Origin of the sequence: Vibrio rumoiensis 1S-45 (genome assembly GCF_000286955.2) — a bacterium.
GTDB classification, from domain to species: Bacteria; Pseudomonadota; Gammaproteobacteria; order Enterobacterales; family Vibrionaceae; genus Vibrio; species Vibrio rumoiensis_A.
Genome location: NZ_AJYK02000078.1, coordinates 1 through 24,156 on the forward strand (window position 1 = coordinate 1; position 24,156 = coordinate 24,156).

Annotated in this window: 24 protein-coding genes; 9 read left to right on the forward strand and 15 right to left on the reverse strand. The window is 39.8% G+C overall.

Going from position 1 to position 24,156, the window contains the following annotated elements:
* The first annotated feature begins 198 nt into the window (after positions 1-198).
* Together A1QC_RS10105 and A1QC_RS10110 are read left to right on the forward strand one after the other, a co-directional pair.
* The gene (locus A1QC_RS10105) at positions 199-1,146 is read left to right on the forward strand and encodes a hypothetical protein (protein ID WP_017023934.1); all 948 of its coding nucleotides are present in this window, start codon (positions 199-201) and stop codon (positions 1,144-1,146) included.
* Between the two features lie 91 nt (positions 1,147-1,237).
* Positions 1,238-3,334 carry a YjbH domain-containing protein gene (locus tag A1QC_RS10110; protein WP_026025673.1) on the forward strand — a complete coding sequence of 699 codons (2,097 nt, stop codon included), beginning with the start codon at positions 1,238-1,240 and terminating at the stop codon, positions 3,332-3,334.
* 43 nt (positions 3,335-3,377) lie between these two features.
* Here the strand turns inward: A1QC_RS10110 and A1QC_RS10115 are convergent, their stop codons facing one another.
* On the reverse strand, positions 3,378-3,614 hold the full coding sequence (locus A1QC_RS10115) for an RNA recognition motif domain-containing protein (RefSeq protein ID WP_017023936.1): 237 nt from the start codon (positions 3,612-3,614) through the stop codon (positions 3,378-3,380).
* A gap of 152 nt (positions 3,615-3,766) precedes the next feature.
* Here A1QC_RS10115 and A1QC_RS10120 point away from each other — a divergent pair, with 152 nt between their 5' ends.
* Positions 3,767-4,351 carry a DJ-1/PfpI family protein gene (locus A1QC_RS10120; protein ID WP_017023937.1) on the forward strand — a complete coding sequence of 195 codons (585 nt, stop codon included), beginning with the start codon at positions 3,767-3,769 and terminating at the stop codon, positions 4,349-4,351.
* A gap of 78 nt (positions 4,352-4,429) precedes the next feature.
* On the opposite strand, the gene A1QC_RS10125 is transcribed toward A1QC_RS10120, so the two are convergent.
* From A1QC_RS10125 to A1QC_RS10150, 6 genes are all read right to left on the reverse strand, one after another.
* The gene (locus tag A1QC_RS10125; protein ID WP_017023938.1) at positions 4,430-5,929 is read right to left on the reverse strand and encodes an aspartate kinase; all 1,500 of its coding nucleotides are present in this window, start codon (positions 5,927-5,929) and stop codon (positions 4,430-4,432) included.
* 93 nt (positions 5,930-6,022) lie between these two features.
* Entirely contained in the window at positions 6,023-6,412 is a 390-nt protein-coding gene (locus tag A1QC_RS10130; RefSeq protein WP_017023939.1) for an ectoine synthase, read from the reverse strand.
* 148 nt (positions 6,413-6,560) lie between these two features.
* The gene (ectB, locus tag A1QC_RS10135) at positions 6,561-7,826 is read right to left on the reverse strand and encodes a diaminobutyrate--2-oxoglutarate transaminase (protein WP_017023940.1); all 1,266 of its coding nucleotides are present in this window, start codon (positions 7,824-7,826) and stop codon (positions 6,561-6,563) included.
* A gap of 215 nt (positions 7,827-8,041) precedes the next feature.
* A complete protein-coding gene (ectA, locus tag A1QC_RS10140) occupies positions 8,042-8,584 on the reverse strand; it encodes a diaminobutyrate acetyltransferase (protein WP_017023941.1) in 543 nt (180 codons plus the stop codon).
* Between the two features lie 472 nt (positions 8,585-9,056).
* Positions 9,057-9,452: a DUF2391 family protein gene (locus A1QC_RS10145; protein WP_017023942.1), complete on the reverse strand. Its 396-nt coding sequence runs from the start codon at positions 9,450-9,452 to the stop codon at positions 9,057-9,059.
* Between the two features lie 38 nt (positions 9,453-9,490).
* Positions 9,491-10,105, reverse strand: a complete 615-nt coding sequence (locus A1QC_RS10150; RefSeq protein WP_017023943.1) for a LysE family translocator — start codon at positions 10,103-10,105, stop codon at positions 9,491-9,493.
* A 134-nt stretch (positions 10,106-10,239) separates the two neighbouring features.
* On the opposite strand from A1QC_RS10150, the gene A1QC_RS10155 reads away from it, so the two are divergent.
* Positions 10,240-11,190 (forward strand): Gfo/Idh/MocA family protein, encoded by a 951-nt coding sequence (locus A1QC_RS10155; RefSeq protein ID WP_017023944.1) that lies wholly within the window; start codon positions 10,240-10,242, stop codon positions 11,188-11,190.
* A 138-nt stretch (positions 11,191-11,328) separates the two neighbouring features.
* Here the strand turns inward: A1QC_RS10155 and A1QC_RS10160 are convergent, their stop codons facing one another.
* The 3 genes from A1QC_RS10160 to A1QC_RS10170 form a co-directional block, all read right to left on the reverse strand.
* Positions 11,329-11,859 carry a GNAT family N-acetyltransferase gene (locus A1QC_RS10160; RefSeq protein WP_017023945.1) on the reverse strand — a complete coding sequence of 177 codons (531 nt, stop codon included), beginning with the start codon at positions 11,857-11,859 and terminating at the stop codon, positions 11,329-11,331.
* A 261-nt stretch (positions 11,860-12,120) separates the two neighbouring features.
* The gene (locus A1QC_RS10165) at positions 12,121-12,471 is read right to left on the reverse strand and encodes a hypothetical protein (RefSeq protein ID WP_017023946.1); all 351 of its coding nucleotides are present in this window, start codon (positions 12,469-12,471) and stop codon (positions 12,121-12,123) included.
* A gap of 708 nt (positions 12,472-13,179) precedes the next feature.
* Positions 13,180-14,595, reverse strand: a complete 1,416-nt coding sequence (locus A1QC_RS10170) for a DEAD/DEAH box helicase (protein ID WP_017023947.1) — start codon at positions 14,593-14,595, stop codon at positions 13,180-13,182.
* A gap of 439 nt (positions 14,596-15,034) precedes the next feature.
* Between A1QC_RS10170 and A1QC_RS10175 the strand changes: the two genes are divergently transcribed.
* The 5 genes from A1QC_RS10175 to A1QC_RS10195 all read left to right on the forward strand — a co-directional run bounded on the left by A1QC_RS10175 (position 15,035) and on the right by A1QC_RS10195 (position 18,994).
* Positions 15,035-16,351 carry a YjiH family protein gene (locus A1QC_RS10175; RefSeq protein ID WP_017023948.1) on the forward strand — a complete coding sequence of 439 codons (1,317 nt, stop codon included), beginning with the start codon at positions 15,035-15,037 and terminating at the stop codon, positions 16,349-16,351.
* 211 nt (positions 16,352-16,562) lie between these two features.
* A complete protein-coding gene (locus A1QC_RS10180; RefSeq protein ID WP_017023949.1) occupies positions 16,563-16,919 on the forward strand; it encodes a YibL family ribosome-associated protein in 357 nt (118 codons plus the stop codon).
* A gap of 164 nt (positions 16,920-17,083) precedes the next feature.
* Positions 17,084-17,794, forward strand: a complete 711-nt coding sequence (locus A1QC_RS10185) for a DUF445 family protein (protein WP_017023950.1) — start codon at positions 17,084-17,086, stop codon at positions 17,792-17,794.
* Positions 17,795-17,904: 110 nt separating this feature from the next.
* Positions 17,905-18,414 carry an RDD family protein gene (locus A1QC_RS10190; protein ID WP_017023951.1) on the forward strand — a complete coding sequence of 170 codons (510 nt, stop codon included), beginning with the start codon at positions 17,905-17,907 and terminating at the stop codon, positions 18,412-18,414.
* A gap of 337 nt (positions 18,415-18,751) precedes the next feature.
* Positions 18,752-18,994 carry a Rho-binding antiterminator gene (locus tag A1QC_RS10195; protein WP_017023952.1) on the forward strand — a complete coding sequence of 81 codons (243 nt, stop codon included), beginning with the start codon at positions 18,752-18,754 and terminating at the stop codon, positions 18,992-18,994.
* 7 nt (positions 18,995-19,001) lie between these two features.
* Here the strand turns inward: A1QC_RS10195 and A1QC_RS15625 are convergent, their stop codons facing one another.
* From A1QC_RS15625 to A1QC_RS10220, 5 genes are all read right to left on the reverse strand, one after another.
* The gene (locus A1QC_RS15625; protein WP_017023953.1) at positions 19,002-20,234 is read right to left on the reverse strand and encodes an MFS transporter; all 1,233 of its coding nucleotides are present in this window, start codon (positions 20,232-20,234) and stop codon (positions 19,002-19,004) included.
* 109 nt (positions 20,235-20,343) lie between these two features.
* Positions 20,344-21,672 (reverse strand): peptidoglycan DD-metalloendopeptidase family protein, encoded by a 1,329-nt coding sequence (locus A1QC_RS10205; RefSeq protein WP_017023954.1) that lies wholly within the window; start codon positions 21,670-21,672, stop codon positions 20,344-20,346.
* Positions 21,673-22,049: 377 nt separating this feature from the next.
* The gene (gene ureG / locus A1QC_RS10210) at positions 22,050-22,685 is read right to left on the reverse strand and encodes an urease accessory protein UreG (protein WP_017023955.1); all 636 of its coding nucleotides are present in this window, start codon (positions 22,683-22,685) and stop codon (positions 22,050-22,052) included.
* 113 nt (positions 22,686-22,798) lie between these two features.
* Positions 22,799-23,539, reverse strand: coding sequence for an urease accessory protein UreF (locus tag A1QC_RS10215; protein WP_017023956.1), 741 nt, complete (start codon positions 23,537-23,539; stop codon positions 22,799-22,801).
* A gap of 5 nt (positions 23,540-23,544) precedes the next feature.
* Positions 23,545-24,132, reverse strand: a complete 588-nt coding sequence (locus A1QC_RS10220) for a HupE/UreJ family protein (protein ID WP_017023957.1) — start codon at positions 24,130-24,132, stop codon at positions 23,545-23,547.
* Between the last annotated feature and the right edge of the window lie 24 nt (positions 24,133-24,156).

Here is a 24,156-nt window from a genome sequence, read left to right on the forward strand (position 1 = left end):
CACCATATCGGGAGCAAACAATTTACCACACCAATAACTAATGACTTAATACGAGTTTAATCTATATTTATTAATGTATTTGTTTACAAATGACTATTATTGGCAATAATGTATAGGAATAATCTTTATTTGTTATATGAATTTACTAAATGCATGACATTCGGTAGATATGATCTAGTTAATTATGTGGGGAAAAGGATGAAACAACATAAAGTTAAAATACTTTCAATATTGATCGCAAGTGCAGTGTTATATGGCTGTAACGCTAGCAGCGATGATGACACCGCAACGTCACCAGAGGCAGCATCAAAAGAAGTGCAGGCTTATGATGGCCCAGTACGTGGAATGATAGCAACCGCTACATGTGATGATGAAACTACTGGTGAATATGAATTTACTGATGATGAAGGTAACATTGATATAACTTTACCAACATTTGTTACTGCTCCAGAAACCTGTAGCGTTGAATTTGTCGGCGGCCCTAATGCCGTTGACATGGAAAATAACAAAAAAATGACTGGTGTTACCTATAAAGCACCAAAAGGTTTATTTAAAGCTGGCGAAAAAGCAACTGCTTCCCCTCTTACAACCCTTATTGCAAATAAGCTTGGTGGCCAAGCATATAATGATAGCGCTGCAAGTGAAATACTTTTAGCGTTAGGTTTGGATGTGGAAAATACAGCGGGAATTTCAATTAAAGAGTTCTTAACGAATACTGCTGAATCTGTAGAAAAAATCAAGTCATCGAACAAATCTTTTTTTAGTAAGGTAGCTGCAACTAAAATGATTCTATCTGATATAATTACAGCCCAACCAGATGCAGACCCTACTAAAATTGCAGCAGTTACTAAAAAGCTATCAGAAGTGATCACAAATAAGTTCCCTAATTTCCCAGAAAATAATGGGACGGGTACAGACAAGAAAGAAATATTTTTTGATTTTAAAGAAGCTGTAAAAGATTCCGCTGCTTTGGACAAAATCCAAAATGAAGATATTGCTACAATTTTAGATAATATACCTGCAATTAAAGACGTTATTGATAAACCTACAGACGCCACTATTCCAGAACCGACAGATCCAACCGATCCCGATCCAACAGGCACAGGTACCGGTACCGGTAGTACTGGTGGTGGTACTGGCGCATAACGTCTAGATTATTGTAAACATCAAACGCCGCTACCCTTTAGCGGCGTTTTGTTGATTCCCCTGCATACATTTACAAGGATTTTATATGGTCATGCAGAAGCCTTTTGCTTATGTAGTCCCTTTGGCCTATCTAGCGCTTTTTTCACCATCCGCTTTTTCAGATAACCAGGTCGATGCACTATCTTCTCATCAAAGTTTTACGGGGTTAACCAATACTCCAAATGCACAAGTAGTAAATACAGGTGATTTCAACTTGTACTATGGTCAAGGTTTGCCATATAAAAATGGTATTGGTGAACTGGATGACTGGGTTGGTACTATTGGCTTATTTCAAGGTTTAGAAGTCGCTGGTCGCATTGTCACTCAAAGCTATGATTGTAATATATACACAGATCAAGATTGTGGTATTCGTGATTTGTCTGCCTCTATTAAGTACCAATTACCTTTTGTTTATGATTACACAGGTTTTAACTTAGCCATAGGTACTCAAGACTTAGGTGGTGCAGCTAATAATTTCCAAACAACATATATTGTAGCGGATAAAAAACTTGAAAACTGGCCAGTTCGTTTTTCGGCTGGTTATGGTCAATCAAAATTATCTTCGGGCATTATGGATGGTCCATTTGGTGGTATTGAAATTCAACCATTTTCATTTTTACAACTCACTGGTGAATATGATTCAACTGAGTTCAATTCCAGTATTAAAGCCGTTACACCTCAAGATCTTTTACCGTATAACATCCGCGCTAGTTTAGATTATCAAGTCTATACAACGCGTGAAAACACGGATAGAAACATTTGGGGTCTCAGCTTCACCGTACCTTTAGTTGGCTACTTGGACAACAAGCCCATTGACCTTGCTAAACAAACTCCAGATAAAATGCAGCTATTACAAGCAAAGCTTTCTACTCACGAGTCAGTGGGAATGACAGGATTAATTCAATCACTTGAAAAAGAAGGCTTTATCAATATTCAAATCGGTAAAAATGATAATAACAAATTGGTTATCGCTTTAGAAAACCGACGCTACAATCGTAACCAAATTGATGGTGCTGGTGTGGCACTAGGGATCATTGCAGCTAACGCAGGAAAGTCTCTTGTAGCTGATCTGGAATTAGGTGAACAAGAATCACCAGACATTGAAATGGTAATCCTAACAAATGGCATTCCAATGCTAGCCGTCAGCACTAACACTCAATGCTACCGCGATTTCTTAACAACAGGCATCGCTTGTGAGCAAACTCAAATAAACACTACAAATTTAGCGAATACACTCAACAGTACCCAATGGAAACATGAAAAAGTGAACAGTGGGTTTGGTCGTAGCCAAGTAATTGTTTCGCCTGCTACTCGTTATGCTTTCGCAACAGAATATGGTGTCATTGATTATTCACTCGCACTCGCTACAAACCTTTATGTTCCACTATGGCAAGGTTTCGCGGTCGATGTACGCTACCTACTCCCTATCGATGATAGCGACGATTATAAGGAAGGTGGTTACTGGGAAAACCAGTCGTACGAAAGTGAAATAGATCGTGCCGTGGTTCACCAAGCGTTCAAATTACCTTTTAATATCATGACTCAATTTTCTGCGGGCTATATTTTTAGTGGTTATATTGGTGCAGAAAATGAAACTGTCTGGAACTCTCCTGAAGGCTACCATTCAGTTGGGGTACAATATAGTGAGTTTACTTATAAAAATGACAAGGATGAATTTGGTAACACCATGGAAGATAGAGGAACGCTCCTTGGTAGTTATACCCTTTCAGTACCAGAAATTAACTGGCAGTTAAAATTGGAAGGCGGTGAATTTTGGCAAGGCGATAAAGGTTATCAGGTCACAACAAGTCATTGGCTAGGCGATGCTAATGTGTTTGCTTCTTATTTAGACAGTGACGATGAGCAATTCGTCAGTATTGGTGTTTCATTACCGCTAACATTTTGGCGTGACATGAAGCCTGGTTATGTACAAGTTAGAGGAATAGATCAATACACAATATCAGCCCAAACTAGAGTCGGAGAGACGCACAATTACATTAATAATGGTCTTGGCGCTCAATTGGATTTTCAACATAACTTGGGAAGACAATATTTCAGTCGAAATCGTCTTACACCAAGCTACTTTGAAAACAATCTACAGCGTTTAAGAAATGCCTATCTCCGTTATTTAAGCATAACGAACGACTAGGTTTTCCTGAGCTCTGTTGATTCTTTGTGATGAGTGGTGAGTATTAACTCGCCACTTTCACTTTGATTTTACTGCCAGCAATTTCTTTACCATTTAAAGCAAACATGGCCGTTTTAGCTTGATCTAAATCAGGCATATACACAAAACCAAAACCTTTTGATTCACCGGTTTCTTGATCCAAGACTAAGGTACACTCACCCACCTCACCGTACTCTTCAAATAACTTGCGCATTTCAATTTCAGTGGTGCTGCGATCAAGATTTCGGACTAAAAGTTTCATATCATCTCTCTTTAGTTGAGTTTCTGGGTTTAGAATCTCTTACTTGCTTTAATAATGACACATAAACAGATTGAGGCGAGACAAGAATCTCTTTAATCTTAAGTTTGGCAGTAAAAAGAATCATCTTTTAATGGATACAATAAGGATGTGATATGAAAATTGGTATTTATATCTATGATAATGCAGAAGTTTTGGACTTTTCTGGGCCGTATGAAGTTTTTACGACCGCCAACCGTATAAATCACAACGATACGTTGTTTGAAACGTTCTTAATTGCAGAAAGAAATGACATCGTTACCGCAAGAGCAGGCTATCAAGTTCTCCCTCACTTCGATATAACAAATCATCCTGAATTGGATGTACTGATCATCGTGGGTGGTGTTCATACCAATGAGATGACCAAGCACAATGTCATTCATTGGATCTCAGAACAACAGAAAACCGTTCCTTTAATTGCTTCAGTGTGTACTGGCGCATTTTTACTAGCCCAAGCACAAGTTTTCACGCATCACAAGGTGACAACGCATTGGGAGGACATTCCGTCATTACGCCAGCTATTTCCTAGTCTTGATGTTCAAGAAAATGTCCGCTGGGTGCAAGATGGCAATAAAATAAGTTCTGGGGGCATTTCTGCCGGCATTGATATGAGTTTATTTATTGTAAGCCAATTAGCCAATGTAGCGCTTGCTGAAGCGACGGCTAAGCAAATGGAATTTAGGTGGGTCAAGAATGACTAAGCCCTTGTATTATATCAACAACACAAGGGTTAGGTTTTCTATTTACACTGTAAAGTGAGTGTATAAAGTAAAGTTCGCTTATGCAGCTTGCTCTTCTTTTACTTTACTCTTCACTTGAACGCCATCAATGAATGCTTCATGTAACGTGCAAATTGCCGCTTCATAGTTTTCATCATCCACAACAAACTGCACGTCTACATTTCGCATCGATGAGTGGGCAGCTTTTGGTGTAATATCTTGATTCATTAACGCAATCATACCGTGGCTAAGTGCTTTATTAGTATCAATAGATGCACCAATCACAGAAATTAAAGCAACCATCTTTCCGGTAATTTTTGCATTCGGGAAAGCTTTTTCAGCGCGAGACAACACTTTATTTTTACTCTTAGAGTTACCACTTAAATAATAGGTAATCGAGTTAGCATTCATCTCTTTACCAACTAGCTGAACATGCTCATCATTAATGATTTCCATTAATTCATAACTGACATTATCCGCTTGCCCAACCATCGCTTGATCAAAAATATGCAGCGCAAATACTTTGTTTCGACCTGCAATAATCTCAACTTTATCGCTATTGCCCGCATAGCTATGTGGGTCGAAAGCATGTGAGATTAGCGTACCTTTATGTTCAGGTTCAAAGGTATTTTTAATCACTAGCTCAATCTCACTACGACGTAAGCCTGATGCCGCATTAGGATGAATCGCTTCCATACCTAAGTTAGCAAGTTGGTCTGCAACATCATAGTTAGTTTGCCCCATTGGACGAACTTTTTCTGGCCCAACAATACGAGGATCTGCCGTACTTAAGTGATATTCTTTATGAATCACCGCTTGCTTCGCTTTAGACAATACCGCTAAACGACTGAATGTCATTTCACTATAACCACGATCATAGGTTTTCATTAAACCTTCAGCGCAATAAACGTATCCAGTAACAATAGGCAGCTCTTTAGTGACATCAATATTCATTAACGCTTGTTCAATAATACTATCTAAATCACCAGAACCTAGATTTTTCTGATCAAGATCCCAGCCTGATAAATCCACAAACGTTGAGTTAATACCAAGAGTTTTTAGCTTCAAACAAGTATTGTAGGCACTATGTGCTTCACCGATGGAAGATAAAAACTCTCGGATTTGCGGCAAATAATGCTGCATAGAAAACTGACCATATTGGCATGTTTCCATAATATTATTAATACAGTTTGTTGCTTGAGCAATTCTGTCTTTTATAAAATTATCCGCACGACGTCGACTGATCGGATCGGCAAACATATTTTCGTTAATCAACAGCATACGCTGCTCTAACACTTCAATCGCGTCAGTCCAAGCATCATCACGGTTTTCCACCAAGCGATAAATACCGGCTTTACCCGTTCGCTTGCATTCTAATAACGCATCGGTAATGCCACCATAAGCCGACACAACGAACATACGGTTATAAGGATTTTGGGGACGAAGTAAGATGTTATCCAAAACAGCATCAAACGCTGACATGGAAGTACCGCCGATTTTTTCAACAGTATGATTGGAAGTTTGAATATCGGCAGTGTGGCTTCTATTTGAAGAAGTCAAAATAAGCTCCTATGAAGGTAAAGTTAATTTTTATATCTTTGTTTTGAATAGCGGGTTCCAGATCCTAGAGACAAGGAACCCGAAATCTAAGATCTATTCTTCGATTAACGGATACACACCATTTTCATCATGTGTTTCTGCGCCAGTGATTGGTGGGTTAAATACACACGCCATCACCATATCGGCCTCTTTGTAAGCACGAAGTTGGTGTTCATCATGTTTATCTAGAATATAAAGTGTGCCTGGCTTGATTGGATAAGTTTCACCATTAACCACTTCAATCTCACCTTCACCTGAAATGCAATACACTGATTCAAGGTGATTTTGGTAATGAATATGCGTGTCGGTACCCGCGTAAATGTTGGTGATATGGAACGAAAAGCCCATCTTGTCATCACGAAGCAACATGCGAACACTTTCCCAAGTATCTGCAACAACACGACGTTCACTATTGCGGCACTCTTCTAATGTTCTTACTATCATGTTTACATCCTTATTCTTTCGATTTTGATTTCTGTTGAAGCATTAATGGCGCATTGCCAATGCTTGCCAAACCGGTATTTCACTGACAGGAAGGTCATCTAAGGCCATTCCTGTATTTGACTTCTTATCTTTTACAGAAGTACTGGGGCTAGGAAGCCCTCCGAGTCAGCTTGGTTGAAATAGTCTCAACTGCTTTGTCAAAGATATGGATCCCTTGCTCAAGCTCCGACTCGCTTATCGTCAGTGGGCAGAAAAATTTCACCACTTCATCATTTGGACCTGCGGTTTCAATAATCATACCGTTGGCAAAACATTCACTGGTGATCATGTCAGCAACATCACCATTCTTACACTCAATCCCTTGCATCAAACCACGGCCTTTAATGCCTTTAAATAAGTTTGAATATTGCTTCAAGCTTTTCTGAAGTGATTTGTTTAGCTGCTCTGCACGCTCTTTAATATGCGTTTCAAACTCATCGTTATGCCAATAAGTGTCAATCGCTTCTGCTGCGGTAACGAACGCATGATTATTACCACGGAACGTACCGTTATGTTCACCCGGTGCCCACTGGTCTAATTCTGGTTTCATCAACATGATCGCCATCGGTAATCCATAACCACCAATTGATTTAGACAAGGTCACCATATCTGGCTTAATGCCCGATGGTTCAAAGCTAAAGAACGTACCCGTACGCCCACAACCCGCTTGGATATCATCAACAATCAATAAAATATCATGGTCTTTACAGATGGTATCCAAACGCTGTAGCCATTCGGTTGAAGCTGCGTTTAAACCACCTTCACCTTGAACAACCTCAACCAAAGCAGCCGCAGGCTTATCTAAACCACCAGAGTTATCGTTTAGCATAGTTTCAAATAATGCCAAGCCATCAATATCCGCATAACCTTCATAAGGAATACGAGTCACGCCAGAAAGTGGCATTGCCGCACCCCCACGGTGATGTTGATTACCTGTTGCGGCTAATGCACCGTAAGACACACCATGAAAGCCATTGGTAAACGCAACAATATTAGTGCGGCCTTTTACCTTACGAGCTAATTTCATTGCAGATTCAACAGCATTTGTTCCTGTAGGGCCGGTAAACTGAACTTTATATTCCAGATCACGAGGGGTTAAAATTTTATCATTTAAGCTTTCAAGGAAATGGCGTTTTGCTTCAGAGTGCATATCTAAACCGTGGGTTAAACCATCTTGGTCGATATAATCTAGCAATGCTTTTTTAAGAACAGGGTTGTTGTGGCCATAGTTCAACGAACCTGCACCGGCAAGAAAATCTAAGTAGCGGTCTCCGTCTTCGGTATGAAGCCAGCAACCTTTCGCAGAAGAAAATACTACTGGGAAATTGTTGGCGTAACATTGAACGTTTGATTCGTGCTTTTTAAAGATATTCATGTCTGATCCTGTCTATCATCCTATGTAATGAGTCACTCAATTAGTCGTTACCTAATTAAGAATTCGAATATACCCTTCTTACTTGAAGCTGCAGTTTTGTTGGCAGCGTTCACTCCCCTCAACCACATAAGAAACCTATGCTCGGGGCTTCGCTTACTTGCCGCCTCACTGCAACTTCAACTACTTTGTGTATATATTAATTATTGATTAGTGGGTTAAATCGCAAGGGGAATGTGAAAGAGGTATTCACTGTCGTGTTCACCATCGAAGTGATCTTCTTTATCAAGAAAGACCGTCACACGTCCTTCTTCACCATCTTCACGTTCAATTTTTCGGAATAGATTCCAAGACCCTTGGTTGTCTTTGGTAATGGTCGTTTCTATCGCAGCAACACCTGCCAAGCATTCACGCTTTATCAATGATTTGATCATTCGATACGCTAAACCACATCCTCGGCTATTTTCAGCCACTGCGACTTGCCAAATAAACAAAACCGGACGATGCGGGTGACTAGAAGGCTTGAGATAAGCAGAAACAAAGCCTGCAATCTCACCGTCTTTCTCAGCTAACACGCATGTATCGCTGAAATGTGATGCTTGTAAAAAATTACAATAAGCGGAATTGGTATCCAGAGGGGGACACGATTCAATCAAGTTATTCACTTGATTACCATCGCTTATTTCAGGTTTTCTAAATGTCCACTCATCCTGAGTGCTGGTCACTTTTTCGGGGTGTGCAACCCACGGTGCCGTAATCATCTTAGCCCTGTTCTTTGTTTGTACACCTTACTCTGTCTGTCGTACTGGCCAACATAGAGTTCAAGGTGGTGATTGATTTTTATCAGTGCATTTTATTTTTTAACGAGACATCGTTAAATGCCTCAATTGTTTAGTGCACTAATCAATTTCCATTTAAATGATAACGTCTAAAATGATTTAAACAACCCCTTATTCTTTATGGGAATATACGAACAACCATCAACTAATTGATATTTAACGGTTAAATACAAAAATACTTTCATAAATATAACAAACACAACCTTTAGTGTTGTAATCAATTATTCAAGGAGTATTCATTTAATTGAAAAAGAACAAGGCTAGACTAAGCGGCGAAACAAAGATCGACATCGCTGAATATAGATAATGTCTATGGATGAAGGGATCAAAAAAAGCCTATCTCATTATTCATAAAATAGGCTTTAATTTTACAGAAAAGAAAATTTAGCGGATGTCACTCTTTATCAAAGCTATCGACAACAATCGCGCCCATAGAGGCTGGCATCGCAATAATAATTAACCGTTTCAAGGCTAAAAGTGGCTCAGTATCTAATGGTAATTTATTAAGAGTAAACAGAACCAAAGCTACAACGCATAAGGTCAATGTATACGCAATAATGATGCGGAGAACAAACGCTAATACTCGATGCTTAACATTACTTTGAAAAACACTTTGATAAGCAAAGAAACCAAGAAAAAGAATCGATACCACAAACAGCATCGCAATATTTTCAAGCGGCAAAGTCTTACTTAAATCCCATGCTTCTTCAGAAAAAGAAATTGGGACAGCCAACGTGAATGCACCAATGACCACTTGGCTTGCATCTTCCCCATTAAAGTTTAGTTTCATGGCTCGTCTCATTTTAACAATCATTCCACAATGATTTTTTAAACCATCCAAATAACGCGCACAGCCAATAGAATCAACACAGCACCAGATATTCTATCTATCCAATGTGCGTGACTTCTTAATTTCATTAGTAACACTTGGCTTGATAACATAAAAGTAATTAAGGTATACCACAAACCATCGACTATAAATGGCGTAAAAACAAGAATGGCTTTACTGCTTGCTTCGGCGCTTATCGCAACAAATTGACTGAACAAAGCTGTAAAAAAAATGGCAATTTTAGGGCTTAATATAGAAATCAAAAAGCCTTCCTTAGCCGCTTGAAAGATCGAGCAACTCACACCTGATTCAAGCCTTTCCGCAATGCCACCTTTTGATTGAATCGCATTAAACCCAAGCCAAGCCAAATAGGCGGCACCTGCATAAGTAATCGCTTTGAAAATAAAGGGAAATTGGTGCAATACAATAGCCAGCCCAAGAATCGTAAATAAGGCATATATCCCTATCCCAAATGCGTGAGCCCAAGCGGTAGCTAAACCATGCCTTCTACCACCAGATAAACTGTGTTTCGCCACCATTGCCAAACTCGGCCCTGGAGACATAGCACCCAGTAAACAAATTAAAAGCAATGAAAGCCAAATACTCAACGTCATAATCATCCTTATACCTAAGTAACTTCCATTCCATTCTAACTGAAACACCTTTTTTTTCAGTTACTTTTACAAGCTAGATTGGTGTTAGATGAAAAAGCTCGTATGATGGGGAAAATAAAGAACAAAGGAATTCCATGAAGATTGCACTGATCGGGCTAGGTGGCATTGCCCAAAAAGCTTATTTACCTTTCATCACCCAATTAGAAGGCGTTGAGTGGGTCTTTTGTACCAGAAATGCTGAAACTTTAGGGTTGTTAGCTCAAAAATACAAAATCCGAGAAACCTACACCGATTACCAACAACTAATACACGCGAATATTGATGCGGTAATGATCCATAGCGCAACCCAAAGTCATCTGGAGATTGCCAGCTTCTTCCTCTCTAATGGGATCGCCACGTTCGTTGATAAGCCGCTTGCTGCCAACGCCCATGATTGTGAAACGCTATATGAATTGTCATCAAGGAAGCAAACCCCTTTATACGTGGGTTTCAATCGCAGACATATACCTTTATTTAACCAACACTTAATTGGCGTCCAATCTGGAATGCCACACACCCCGCTTTTATCTTTACGCTGGGAAAAGCATCGCTTCAATCAGCCTGGTGACATTCGCACGTTTATTTTTGACGACTTTATTCACCCACTGGATAGTGTCAATATTTACGCGCAGCCAGATGTACAAGACCTTCAGATCACTAGCCAATGGGACACAACCCAAAATCAACTGGGTCGATTAGATGTGCAATGGCAGCAACAAGGCAGCTTATTACACGCTTCAATGAATCGTTTATTTGGTACAACTCAAGAACGTGTTTCCGCTAATTTTGCCAATCAATCTTATGAGTTTAGCAATTTCACAGAAGGCACGTTATGGCAGCTTGATAAAGCAGAAAAACTCCAAGCAAAAGATTGGATGCCAATGCTCACAACAAAAGGATTTGATAGCATGATCCAAGAATGGTTAGGTGTCGTAAAAACAGGTCACATGCCATCATCGTTAGTTGAACGCAATCTTGCTACCCATCAACTGGCTGAAGCGATTTGCCAACATGTTTTGGCACAAAAAACGAGAAAAATGCATTAACTTGCAAAGTAAAAAGAGCGAATAATTAGCGCCAAATGAAAGCGAATTAATTAAAATAAACCTCAGTTTTTTAGATAAGAGAGTTTACACAAGAAGTAGGATTTAACCGCTCTAGTTATCCGAACCTGAGGTTATGATTTAATCGGTTTTATCTAATAGCGCAGATGGCGATGCCCAAGTCATGGTATGGCAAGCAATGTGAGAACCACAAGGTGCTTTCCAGGTAACCTCACCCGCATCAATACCATTGATTGAATCATAGAAAGCTTTAGCCGATTCATTTTTAGTTAAGACTTCAAGGTACATCCCCACATCTGCAAAATGCTTAGTCGCCCATTTTGCCGCTTCAGACATTAACTTTTTACCTAACCCTTTGCCTCGATAACCATCAGCCACATGCAGATTATCGATCATTGTCCCGTGTTCAAAACTGTGATTGCCGTATAAACATACAAATCCACACAATTTATCCCCTTCCTCCAATAAAATGACGCCTTGGTTTAAAGGTGGCTGAGTTAAGCGTGTTTGCCAAATAGCTTGATGCTCAACGGATAATCTATCCTCAAGATATTGATCATCTAATATGCCTTGATAAGCCTGTTGCCAATTATGTGTATGTAGCTGGGCTATTTTGGAATAGTCTTTAAATTCTGCTTCTCTAACGAACATCCTTGCTCCTTAAAAATAATGGATAGATCAATCTTTTCCTTTTTAAATCTCTAGTCACAGTTAGGCTTACAGTAAGAATTAAAGATCAACAGCGACTCATACCAATGTATATGATTTCCAACCAAAGATTGCACTTTTTTCTGGTTAAAATACAACATAATCGAAGGTTGATTAAGATCCATGCTCTGCCAAAAATAAAAAAACCAACAGATTTCTCTATTGGCTTATTTAGTAATAAGAAAATAACGCTATATTATGCTTTTAGCTACGCTTAGGCTGAGTATAGGTTTTACCTGCGGCAGCATAAGTTTCTTTATTCTTCACATCGAACATAATATCAAAAAACCAAGCCACGAAACGAATAATGTCATCGCCTTCATTCATAATATGTTCAACGTATTCTTGCTCAACACCAGCATCATCTAACTGAGTTGTAACATGATAAATACGGTTTTCATTTTCAACTTCCGCTAACGCAAATTGACCAGAGAGCGATTTTGCCGCTTCTGCTACATCGCTATCACTATTCATTTGCAAAAATTTCAATGCGCTAGGAACCGATTCCAAAGTACAAAGTGTTTTTACGAGTGTTTCAAATTCACTGTGTTCCATATTGATATAAACCTTTCATTTCATCCATTCTGAAGAAGAATGTGCTGCCGAGTATTTTACACTAATTCGAAAGCCATTTGGATGAACAAAAAAAGAAAAACCCCGACACTTTCGTATCGGGGTTATAGTCTTACTCGCAGCATTCCGGCTACTGATGGTGCTCCATGCATCAAATCCTTGATAGTGTGCTTTCCAAAGCTTCTTCCTGCATCGCCTTCCTAGCGGTGTCCTACGCAATTCCGTGCTTGCTAATCAATCCTAATTAGCGCTCATCACTTGTTCCTTGAGCGGTGTTCCTTCCTCTTCCTAGAGGTGTCCATTCAATTCCGTCTATAAGTAACATCCTGCTACTTAATGATTCCATTCAATGTCCTTTGCATCCTGCTGGTCGCGTCCTTCGCCACCAAACTCTATCCTTAAAGATTATCCGTATAAGAATCGAATCCTTGACTCTGGTTTAATCCTTTTGTCGTTTCCCTTCGACATGGATAAGATTACTCTTTTGCTTATTTTCATCAAGTGACCCAATTCAAAGTTTTCACAATGACAACAACTTCATTTCTCTTAAAATACAAAAAAGCCTTAATAACAATAAGTTAAAAAGGCTTTTTCTATATTTACCAACTCATAAAACGCTTTATCTCACAATGCGTGTAAGCGATCTCGCACAAAGGCAATCACACATTAAACATCGAGAGGAACTCGCTATTACGCAGGCTTAAAATTACGTCCATTATTTTTCGGGTTACGCTGTGGCGAATTAGGCTTACGAGCGCCACTCGGCTGTGCTTTTGAACCTGAAGATTCACCAGTCGCTTGAGCACTGGCAGGCTTCGCAGCACCAGTATGACGGCGATTTTTACCAACAGGCTTATGCCCACGCGCATTTTCACCTGAGCGTTGTCCATCATTATGCTGAGAAGGCATTCTCGGTTTCTTCGGCTTTTTCGGTTTCATTGGACGCATATCAAGCTTAGATTCTGGCAGTTTGTTCACCACTGGGAAGCCTTCTAATTCCATACGAGGTAATACTTGCTTGATCAAACGTTCAATCGAAAATAAATCATGTGCTTCATCTGCACACACTAACGAGATCGCTTTACCTGTCGCGCCAGCACGGCCAGTTCGGCCAATTCGGTGAACGTAATCTTCTGATACATGAGGTAAATCGAAATTCACCACTTGTGGCAGTTGAGCGATATCGATACCACGCGCGGCAATATCAGTCGCCACTAAAACACGGACTTCACCGGTTTTAAAGTTATCTAAAGCTTTCGTTCGTGCGCCTTGGCTTTTATTGCCATGAATGGCCGCTGAAGTAATGCCTTTTTCATCTAAGAAACGGCTTAAACGGTTCGCACCATGCTTAGTCTTACTAAAAACCAAGACTTGTTGCCAATCATTATCTTCAATCAACTTCAGCAACATCGGTGCTTTCTTTTTTTGATCGGCAGGGTAAATAGATTGCTCAACCGTAGTGGCAGTTTGATTCGCAGGGTTAACTGAAATCTCCACAGGGTTATTCACTAACCCTTTCGCCAATTGTCGAATATCATCCGAAAAAGTAGCTGAAAACAAAAGGTTCTGACGTTTGGCTGGCAAGAAGCTCAGGATTTTACGAATATCACGAATAAACCCCATGTCTAGCATGCGATCCGCTTCATCTAAAACCAACACTTCTAATTGAGAAAAGCGTACTGCGTTTTGGTTATATAAGTCCAATAAACGCCCCGGAGTTGCAACCAGTACATCCACACCTTGGCGCAGCTTCATCATTTGAGGGTTAATTTTAACACCACCAAACACAACCGCAGATGTTAAACGAGTATGGCGGCTGTATTGTTCAACATTTTTATGCACTTGCGCAGCAAGTTCACGAGTGGGCGTTAAGATCAAAGTACGAACTTGATTCGGGCGAACACGATCGCCACCTAATAAACGCTCTAAAATTGGTAAGGTAAAGCCGGCTGTTTTACCGGTTCCGGTTTGGGCGGCGGCCATAACATCTTTGCCTTCGATTACAGCAGGAATTGCTTTTGCTTGAATCGGTGAAGGTGTGTCATAGCCCTGCTCTTCTACAGCTTTAAGTAGAGGCGCAGACAGTCCCAAAGAGGAAAAACTCATATAGTGATCTCGATAATAAAATAGATAAAGCCAATAAGGCTCATAAAGGCATGAATATCAATATCTTATTACTAGAAACCGCCAGTTTTCAGGAGGGAATACACTTGAATGGATATTAATAATCGCAATTGATGCGCTATTCTGAATGTTTTATACGCAAGCAGCAACAACTATTGTGATATTTATCACATCAACTGCTGTGTATTTATAGATATTAAGTTCTGATATTGATCAAGAATTTCTATTTTTATATTTCACTTCCGTCAGAAAATCGGTATTCTTGCCGCCATTGAATAAATCATGGATTGATAGTGAATAGTTATGCGATGGATTGCGCAATTTTTAAGCATTGTCATTTGAGAGCATAATGAGCAAGATACAGACCCCCCAAAAAGGTACAGAGCAGGATTATAAGCAATATCCCCTCAAAACCTACCTCATGTTTATCATTCCATCGTTGATTGGTTTATTCCTTTTTATGGCTCCAATGAGTTATGAAGGATCTTACACAATTCCGGTTGCTGTATTGGCCAAATCATTACAAGCATTGTTAGACAATAGTATCGTTACCATTGTCACTGCCATCATCGCCTTTATGTCGGTAGCTACGATTGCTTGCAAGCTGTTTAAACCCGCCTTTATTGCTCACAACCCATTTCTAAATACCCTAATGAACCCAAGCCCACTGTGGCTATTCGTCCGTATTGCTGGCGGTATTATCGCAGTGATGACTTATGCTAAAATCGGTCCTCAGTTCATTTGGGAAGAAAACACAGGTGGTATGGTTTTAAATGGCCTATTACCAACTTTATTCAGTGTGTTCATTTTTGCTGGCATGCTGTTACCCCTATTGCTTAATTTTGGATTGTTAGAATTATTTGGCACTTTACTCAGTAAAGTAATGCGACCGATTTTTAACCTTCCAGGGCGTTCTGCTATTGATTGTATGGCATCGTGGTTAGGGGATGGTTCGGTCGGCATATTACTCACCAGTAAGCAATATGAAGAGAAATTTTACACTCAACGTGAAGCTGCGATCGTCGGTACCACCTTCTCGGCAGTGTCTATTACGTTCAGCTTAGTTGTGATCGCCCAAGTAAACCTAGAACACCTATTCATTCCTTTTTATGGTGCAGTCTGTTTAGCGGGTTTGGTTGCCGCTGTCGTATTACCTCGCCTTCCACCACTTTGTTGGAAAAAAGATACCTTCATTGATGGCAGTGTTCCTGATCAAAAAGCCGACGATTTACCAGAAGGTCACAGCAACTTTTCTTGGGGCATGACCTTAGCCCTCAAAAAAGCGCACAACGTGCCGTCAATGAAAAATGTTTTAGGTGAAGGGGTTCGTAATGCCATTGATATGGTATTTGGCGTATTACCGGTTGTGATGGCAATGGGTACGGCAGCATTAGTCATTGCAGAGCATACTTCCGTCTTTTCCATTTTAGGTCAACCGTTCATTCCTTATTTGAAGCTTCTTGGTGTCCCTGAAGCGGTACAAGCTTCTCAAACCATTGTAGTCGGGTTTGCAGATATGTTTATCCCTGCAATTTTAGCAGCGCCAATACACAGTGACATGACTCGTTTCATCATTGCCGCCATGTCGGTCACTCAGCTAATTTATATGTCAGAAGTCGGTGCGCTATTGCTTGGTAGTAAAATACCGGTAACGCTTTGGGAATTGTTTGTGATCTTTATTCTGAGAACCCTGATCACCCTCCCAGTGATTGTTGCGGTAGCGCATTTGGTGTTTTAACTTAATAGTTAAATCATCCATGCTTAGAAAATTCCAATTCATTCTGTAACGCAACCACATGCTAAATGAAAGGTGTCAGTCTTAATTTTTTGCTCTTTTCTAATAAGAATATACTGAATAATTTATCTTACCTCACTTGGGTATATAATTGATTTTAGCGTGCTATACTGCCGCCCTATTCTGTTCTCACGTTTAAATTAATGGTGTACCAATGAGCCAAAGCAACGAATTACAACAACTGAATAACCGACTCGATAAGTGTCGCCATAAATTAGAAGCGGCAAAGCAACGCGCTGATAAGTCGACGATTTATCAGTTCGAAACAGAAATTAATCAAATTTCAAAAAAAATCGCTCAGCTGAATCACAAGAAAAGTTACGATTTAAACAAAGAGCGTAAAGCTTTGTTAGAAATGCCATTTAGCCGCGCTTTAACTAAAGAAGAACAATCTGACCAAGGTAAACTCAAAAAATCTGTAAAAGGTCTGATTATTGTTCACCCACTGACCAAAGTCGGTAAAGAGTTAAAACTTGACGTTATGACAGGTTTTGCGCCAAAAGAATTTTAAGTAAAATTTGTTTTGCCTTAACCATTGAAGTGGTAGTGAATGTAGTTTGCAACACTGCGGCTTTAAGCAAGGCAAGTATAACGAGGATGGTATAAGCCAAGGTTAATGAACCTGACCTTTATCATCCTTTTTTGTGTCTTAAATTATTGTGATGTTGAATAACCATGAATAAAAGTCTTATTACTAATCTTGTCTCTTTGGCGTTGCTTGCCATTGGCTACTTTACTCAACAAACCATTATTCTTTATGCTGGTGTATTTGCTTTTTCTGGTGCTGTCACCAATTGGCTTGCGATACACATGTTGTTTGAAAAAGTGCCGGGATTATACGGTTCAGGCGTGATCCCTGCTCGCTTTGAAGATTTCAAATCCGCAATCAAACAATTAATGATGCAGCAGTTTTTTACCGATAAAAATATTGATAAATTTTTGAATAAAGAAATCACAAGTGGCCAAGGTTTCGATTTAAAGCCAGTTATTGAAAAAATCGATCTTGCTCCGACCTTTGATTCATTAACCGAAGTCATTTTAAATTCGTCATTCGGCGGCATGCTGGCAATGTTTGGTGGCGCAGAGGCTCTTCAACCACTCAAACAACCTTTCATTGAAAAAATGCAAGAATCGATTTTAGAAATAAGCCAAAGCGAACAAGTCAAAGAAGCATTGAAAACCCAATTAGAGCAACCTTCTATGATGAACGATATACAATCGAATATTGAGAACATCATTGATCAACGCTTAAATGAATTAACACCTAAAATGGTGAAAGAAATCATTCAAACGATGATCAAGCAACATCTTGGTTGGCTTGTGGTTTGGGGTGGTGTATTCGGTGGCTTAATTGGCGTTATATCAGCTTTTATTAGCGCAATATAATTCAAGTATATCCAACATTTAACGATGCCTAAGTAGCTTAAGCATAAGTGGCTTAAACATAAGTGACTTAGGCATCACTTACTTCTCCTCTATTACAGGATCATAATATTATGAATGAATTTAATATTAGCGAAACACCCACAGAATATGAGTATGTTGGTTTCTGGGCGAGAGTGGGCGCTTCCATGATCGATACAGTTTTATTCTCTGTCGTTTTATTCTTTATCCCACTACCCGGTATAAATCAGCAGAGCCAAAACTTTTCAACCCAAAGCATGGATACTTTTTCAAGCTCTTGGGCTGGCTCTTTAAGTATCGATTCTTTATGGGGCTATCTGCCTCTGATGATCATCACGATTTTATTTTGGCGTTTTCGCTCTGCAACTCCAGGGAAAATGTTATTTAAAGCAAAAGTAGTCGATGCAAAAACAGGTCAACCTTTAACGACCGTACAATCCATTATTCGTTATTTAGGTTATTTTGTTTCTATCTTTGTCTTTATGCTTGGTTTTATCTGGGTAGGTTTTGATCGTCGTAAACAAGGTTTTCACGACAAATTAGCAGGCAGTGTAGTTATTAGACCAAAAACTGCGACGTTTGAGCCAACGCAATTTAAATAGCTAAAGTCTGCACAAGTAACCTCAGGATACAAAAGTCAAAGCTATCATCTAACCTTTTTGGTTAACCTACTTAAGTATAAAAGGTTAGATGATGCTCTCGAAAAATTCATTCCAATTAAGCATCTGTACCTTCTAAAAATCACAAACGATATCGTCATGGGAAAGAAACCATTCTAGGTTGCCTCACTGTTTGACTCATGGTTAGATAAAACACTGAATAACTTCAAGTATAGGTAAACAAAGATAAATCGATCTATTCTTTCGTAGAAAATAGCCTACATTCACTATATTGCTTTTTAAAAAAAGCCACCTTAAATGCCGCCGAATAGGAGTTACCATGTCTGATTATCAACCCATTGCTTGCAGTGTTTATGATGAATATGAGCTCGCTTGCATGCATCACGATCAAATTGTTATTCATTTAAAGTCTGGCAATTCTATTCAGGCAAGAGCCGTGAATGTTTACCATCAAAAAAACACAGGAGAATGGCTAGAAATTGAAGCCCTAGCAAATGATGAACAAAAAGAAAGGCAACGCATCCGATTGGACCACATTGCCTCCTTTGAAAAATATAAATGATGCGTGATTACGGCTTTTCTACCGCTTCATTGCCCCATTTAAACTTACACACTTCATTGCCCGGCTTTGGCATTCTTGGAATATTACAAGATAGAACCAGTGATACTACCGCCATTGCTGCACCAATATAAAAAACAGCCGCAGGAGAATGCAACCATAACAAACCGAAAGTAACCGGGATCACCACTGCGGCAATATGATTAATGGTAAAACTGACCCCAGCGGTGGATGCCATGTCTTTCGGGTCAGCAATTTTCTGCAAATACGTTTTTACCGCTAAGGCTAATGCAAAGAACAAGTGATCGATAACATACAAGCCAGCTGCAATATGTTCGTTTTGCACTAAGGCGTAACCAACAAAAACACAAATCAAACCACAGTATTCAAATATGAGCGCCTTACGCTCACCAACCACACCGATAAACTGGCCAATTTTTTTGGCAAATAAGAAATTGAAAGCGTAATTGATTAAAAATAATAACGTAATGTCTGCAGCAGAATAATTGAATTTTTCCACCATCAAAAAACCTGCAAACACAGTGAATATTTGGCGACGAGCTCCACTCATAAAGGTTAGTGCGTAATAGAGCCAATACCGCTTTCGTAGCACTAATTTTTTATTTTGTATTGTCGTAGATTCAAATTGAGGAAAGGCCAGCCACATAAAGAGTGTGATACATAACGCTAAACCACCCGTAATTAAATAAACATGCCAATAATCTAATTGAATGACTTCCAACATCACCCATAAACTGCCGTAGGTTAAAAGTGAGGCAAGCGCTCCCACCGAAATTAACTTGCCTAAAAACTCTGGCGCTTCGTCTTTATTTAACCATTGAAGTGATAGCGATTGCTTTAAGGTTTCAAAGTAATGAAACCCCGTCGACATCAATAATGTGGTCATCAACAAACCCAATACCGATGGAAAGAATCCAGTAATCGCAACCCCAACCGACAACATGGCCAATGCAACTATCATGAATTTTTGCTCACGGATGAACAATAAAACAAACACTACGGTAAAGGCTAAGAAACCAGGAATTTCGCGCACGCTTTGTAATAAACCAATATCTGCGCCGGTAAAGGCCGCTTTTTCTATCACAAAATTATTGAGAAGTGCCATCCAGCTTGCGAATGCAACCGGAACCACGATTGAAATTAGCATCAAAAAGTTTTGCGGTGTCTGCCAACTTGGGCCGCTTGTTGATTTTGTTGATGAGGAAACTAAAGAAGTCGACATGCTTCATCCTTGATGAAAATTAAAAAAAAGAGCAAGTGAGAATATCACTTGCTCTTCGTTACTACTATTAATTCTCATTACGGATTTAATGGCTTAATATGCGGCTTATTTAGTTATTCACTAATGCTTCAAGTTTCGCTTGCTCAAGAGCAACTTGTTTTGCCATTTTAAACTCTTGGTTAACTGCTTTTACGTGCTTTTCAAACGCTGGCTTCTCTTTTTTCGAGATAGAGGTTGCCATTGGAATCTTTGCAGTTAAGAAGTTAACTGGTTTGTTACGTATAATGAACTCGTAATGCAGATGTGGCCCAGTCACACGCCCTGTAGCACCTGACTTTGCAATCACTTGCCCACGATGAACCGCTTGGCCTTGTCGAACAAGGATCTTACTTAAATGTAAATAGCGTGTACGGTAAGTAGAACCATGTTGGATCACAATATATTTACCTGCATAAGGATGATCCGTGGTCAGTGTCACAATACCATCGCCAGTAGCAATCACATCGGTTCCTGATGGACAGGCAATATCCGCACCATTATGTGGAGCCAATCGATGAGTCACTGGGTGTAAACGATTTGGGTCAAACGGTGAGCTAATACGGTAATGTTTCGCTAATGGCCAACGTAAAAATGCATTTTGCAAGCTATCACCATTACGGTCATAGTACTGACCATCGCTATGCAAATAAGCACTTATTACTGAACCTCGGTTATAAATTCGGATAGCATCTATTTCACGGTTCCCACTGGCAACCCCATTAATAAATTGGCGTTTTTGTAAAATTTCAAATTTATCACCCGCACGAAGATCACGAACGAAATTTAATTTATCTTTTAATAATTGAGTAATTTGAGCAGTTTCACTGCCTGATACGCCATACTTGTAAACAGAGGTCGAAAAACTACCGTGAATTTCACCCACTAACGGATAAGATTTCCAGACACCCGGTAAATTAACTTCATTAAACGTGTAACTTCCATCGTCATCGTTACGAGTAAATTCAACTTTGTCCGCTAACGTAAATTCAACTTCAAGCTTAGTTAGATGTTCCAGTTTCTCATCCAACCAAATTTTTAATGTATTACCCGGCTTTAATGTATCCAAGGTTAAGTGGTTTTGGTCGGTTTCCATCACACTTAGCATGTCACTATACGGCACACCTAAACGCACAAATATGCTACTTAAATTATCACCATCTTGAATTTGATAAGAGTAATTCGGTACATTGTCATCGACATGGGTAGGTTTCGTTTCCGCGATGGCTTTCGCTTCATTGGTCATGATTTTTTCGATATTCAGCGGAACGGATTTCCTACTGCTTTCTGATTCTGCCACTAATATTGAAATGATAAAAAGCACAATGAGAGCTGCGCCAATCTTAAGCATCAAGGGAAAGAGACGGTGTTGGCGAAGTTGTGAAAAATAGTGTTTAGACATAATACTAAATATTTGAGTTCCCAAAGAGCAGGAAAGTTTAAGAAATCAGCCTCTCGGCCATATGTACACTCACAAATTAAATGCTCTATTAAGACCATTAATAACGTATAAGTTCAAAAATGCGGGCGAAAATGTAACTTAATTTTACAAAAAAAGCGACAACATTGAGGACCAATAAACAAGTTTAGCGAGATACCATGTTAAGAAACAATCAGAATTGAATGGTAGATACAATTTTCTAACTTATTGTTCGAACGGTATTAACTCAAAAGATAATAATAACGCCCCATGCTTTTAATGGATAAATTCATTAAAAGCATGGGGCAAATTACAAAGATAAAAAATACTGACTATTACCCATATCGGATACTAACCAATTAGCCTTCTTTTGGCGTCAGCATGCCTTGGGTAATAATAAAATCAATAATGAAATCTAGACCGATACTTTCTTTTAAGTTAGTGAAAATATATGGCTTGTTTGGACGCATACGCTTGGTATCCGATTCCATGACTTCGAGTGACGCACCCACATAAGGAGCAAGGTCGATTTTATTGATCACTAATAGATCGGAACGTGTAATACCCGGACCGCCTTTACGTGGAATTTTCTCACCTTCCGCTACATCAATCACATAAATAGTGAGATCGGCAAGCTCTGGGCTAAAGGTCGCGCTTAAGTTATCACCGCCACTTTCGACAAACACCACATCCAGGTTTTTATGACGCTTAGCCAACTCTTCTACTGCCGCTAAATTCATCGAGGCATCTTCACGAATTGCCGTATGCGGGCAGCCTCCGGTTTCTACGCCAATAATACGATCCGCATCTAATGCTTCGGCGCGAGTTAAGATCTTGGCATCTTCTTGTGTGTAAATATCATTGGTCACTACCGCAATGTTTAAACGATCACGAATCGCTTTACACAGCACTTCAAGTAACGCTGTTTTGCCAGAGCCAACCGGGCCACCAATACCAATGCGCAGAGGTTGTTTATAAGATTCTGTTTGAGACATGTTGTATTCCTTATTTAATCGTCTATTTGAGCTATTCTTATTGTCAAAATCATTGGAATTTCTGCATGAGCGCGGTTAACCAATATGCGTATCCAAATGTGATGACAATAAGATTAAGAGCGAAATAGCCGTGTATATTGAGTTTCATGACGACTACTGGCAATTGCGACCGCAGGGGTAAAGCTGCCGATATCGTCATCACTAATTTGATTCGCTTTTTCAATCGCTTTAGGCAACCAATCGGATAATTCGATAAGCGATTTTTGCCCTGCCGTTTGCCCTAGAGGCACTAATTTCACCCCAGCCATGACCATGTTTTCCGCCCAGCTCCACACATAACCTTGTTGTAAATTCAACAAAGGAATGCTCCATGCTTTGGCAGCGGCGCAAAAACCCAGTAACTGATTTTGTGTTGCCGCGTGGCTGTTATCTTGTGGCTGCCAACGCGCATCAATAGGGATGTCTAACTGTTTGAGTAAGGTGAATAGTGCCTTGCCTCGTTGCAGTTCTTCAGCACGCAATTCACTGGTTTCACGGCAGGAATACAGGTAATCACACCAATATTCAATTTGCGTGAAATCATCTTGATGAACCGCATGATACAGCTTGGCAAGGATCGGCAATTCTAATGTGACTAAGCTATTGGCCAGCATCATTTCAAGCCAATCCATCATTTTAGGCTGACTGTCTACCCACCCGGCTTCAACCGCCCATTCCAACCCTTGCGAATAGGTAAAGCCGCCAATAGGAAGCGATGGGCTGATCAACTGAAACAGGCGAAAGCTGGCGACGTCCGTATTGCCTACGCGATGTTCCGTATTGACAGGTGAGTTATCCTTTAAAGCCGATGTCATAGCAATTAAGACGCTAACATTAACGCAACGCCAGATGCCGCAACGCCTGCACCTAACCATTTACTTGCGAAAAAGTGAGCAACACGTTCACCAGTAAACATAATGCCAAATGCTGCGACTAGCATGCCCGCACCAAAACCAAAAACGTTGCCAGTCGCTTCCACGCCATGAGCAAAGCCATGGAAGAACACTAAGCCGATAGAAGCAATAACAAGAGCTTGTGTCAGTGATTCACGCACAGAAAAGGTATTCCAGATCCCTAATGCCACCACAAAAATGGAAGCAACAATCATTAACTCCACACCACTGATTGCACCAAATACACTTCCAGCGCCGAGCCCAAGTGTTAAGCTCACCAAGGCGGCAATAAAGAGTGTTTTCTTACTTGGCGCGGTTTTATTGCTCAAGGTAAAGTAGCTAATCAACATACCTAAACCCAGTAACATCACTAAGTGATCTAATCCGGTTAATGGATGAATCAGCCCTTCAAAAAAGGCATTGCTTGAACCGTGATCATGAGAATGACCGACATGCGCAAAAGCAGCAGGCGCGGCGAAAACAGTGGCAAGTGTTATTAAGCGAGATAATTTCATTTTTAATTTCCTTATTATAAATTC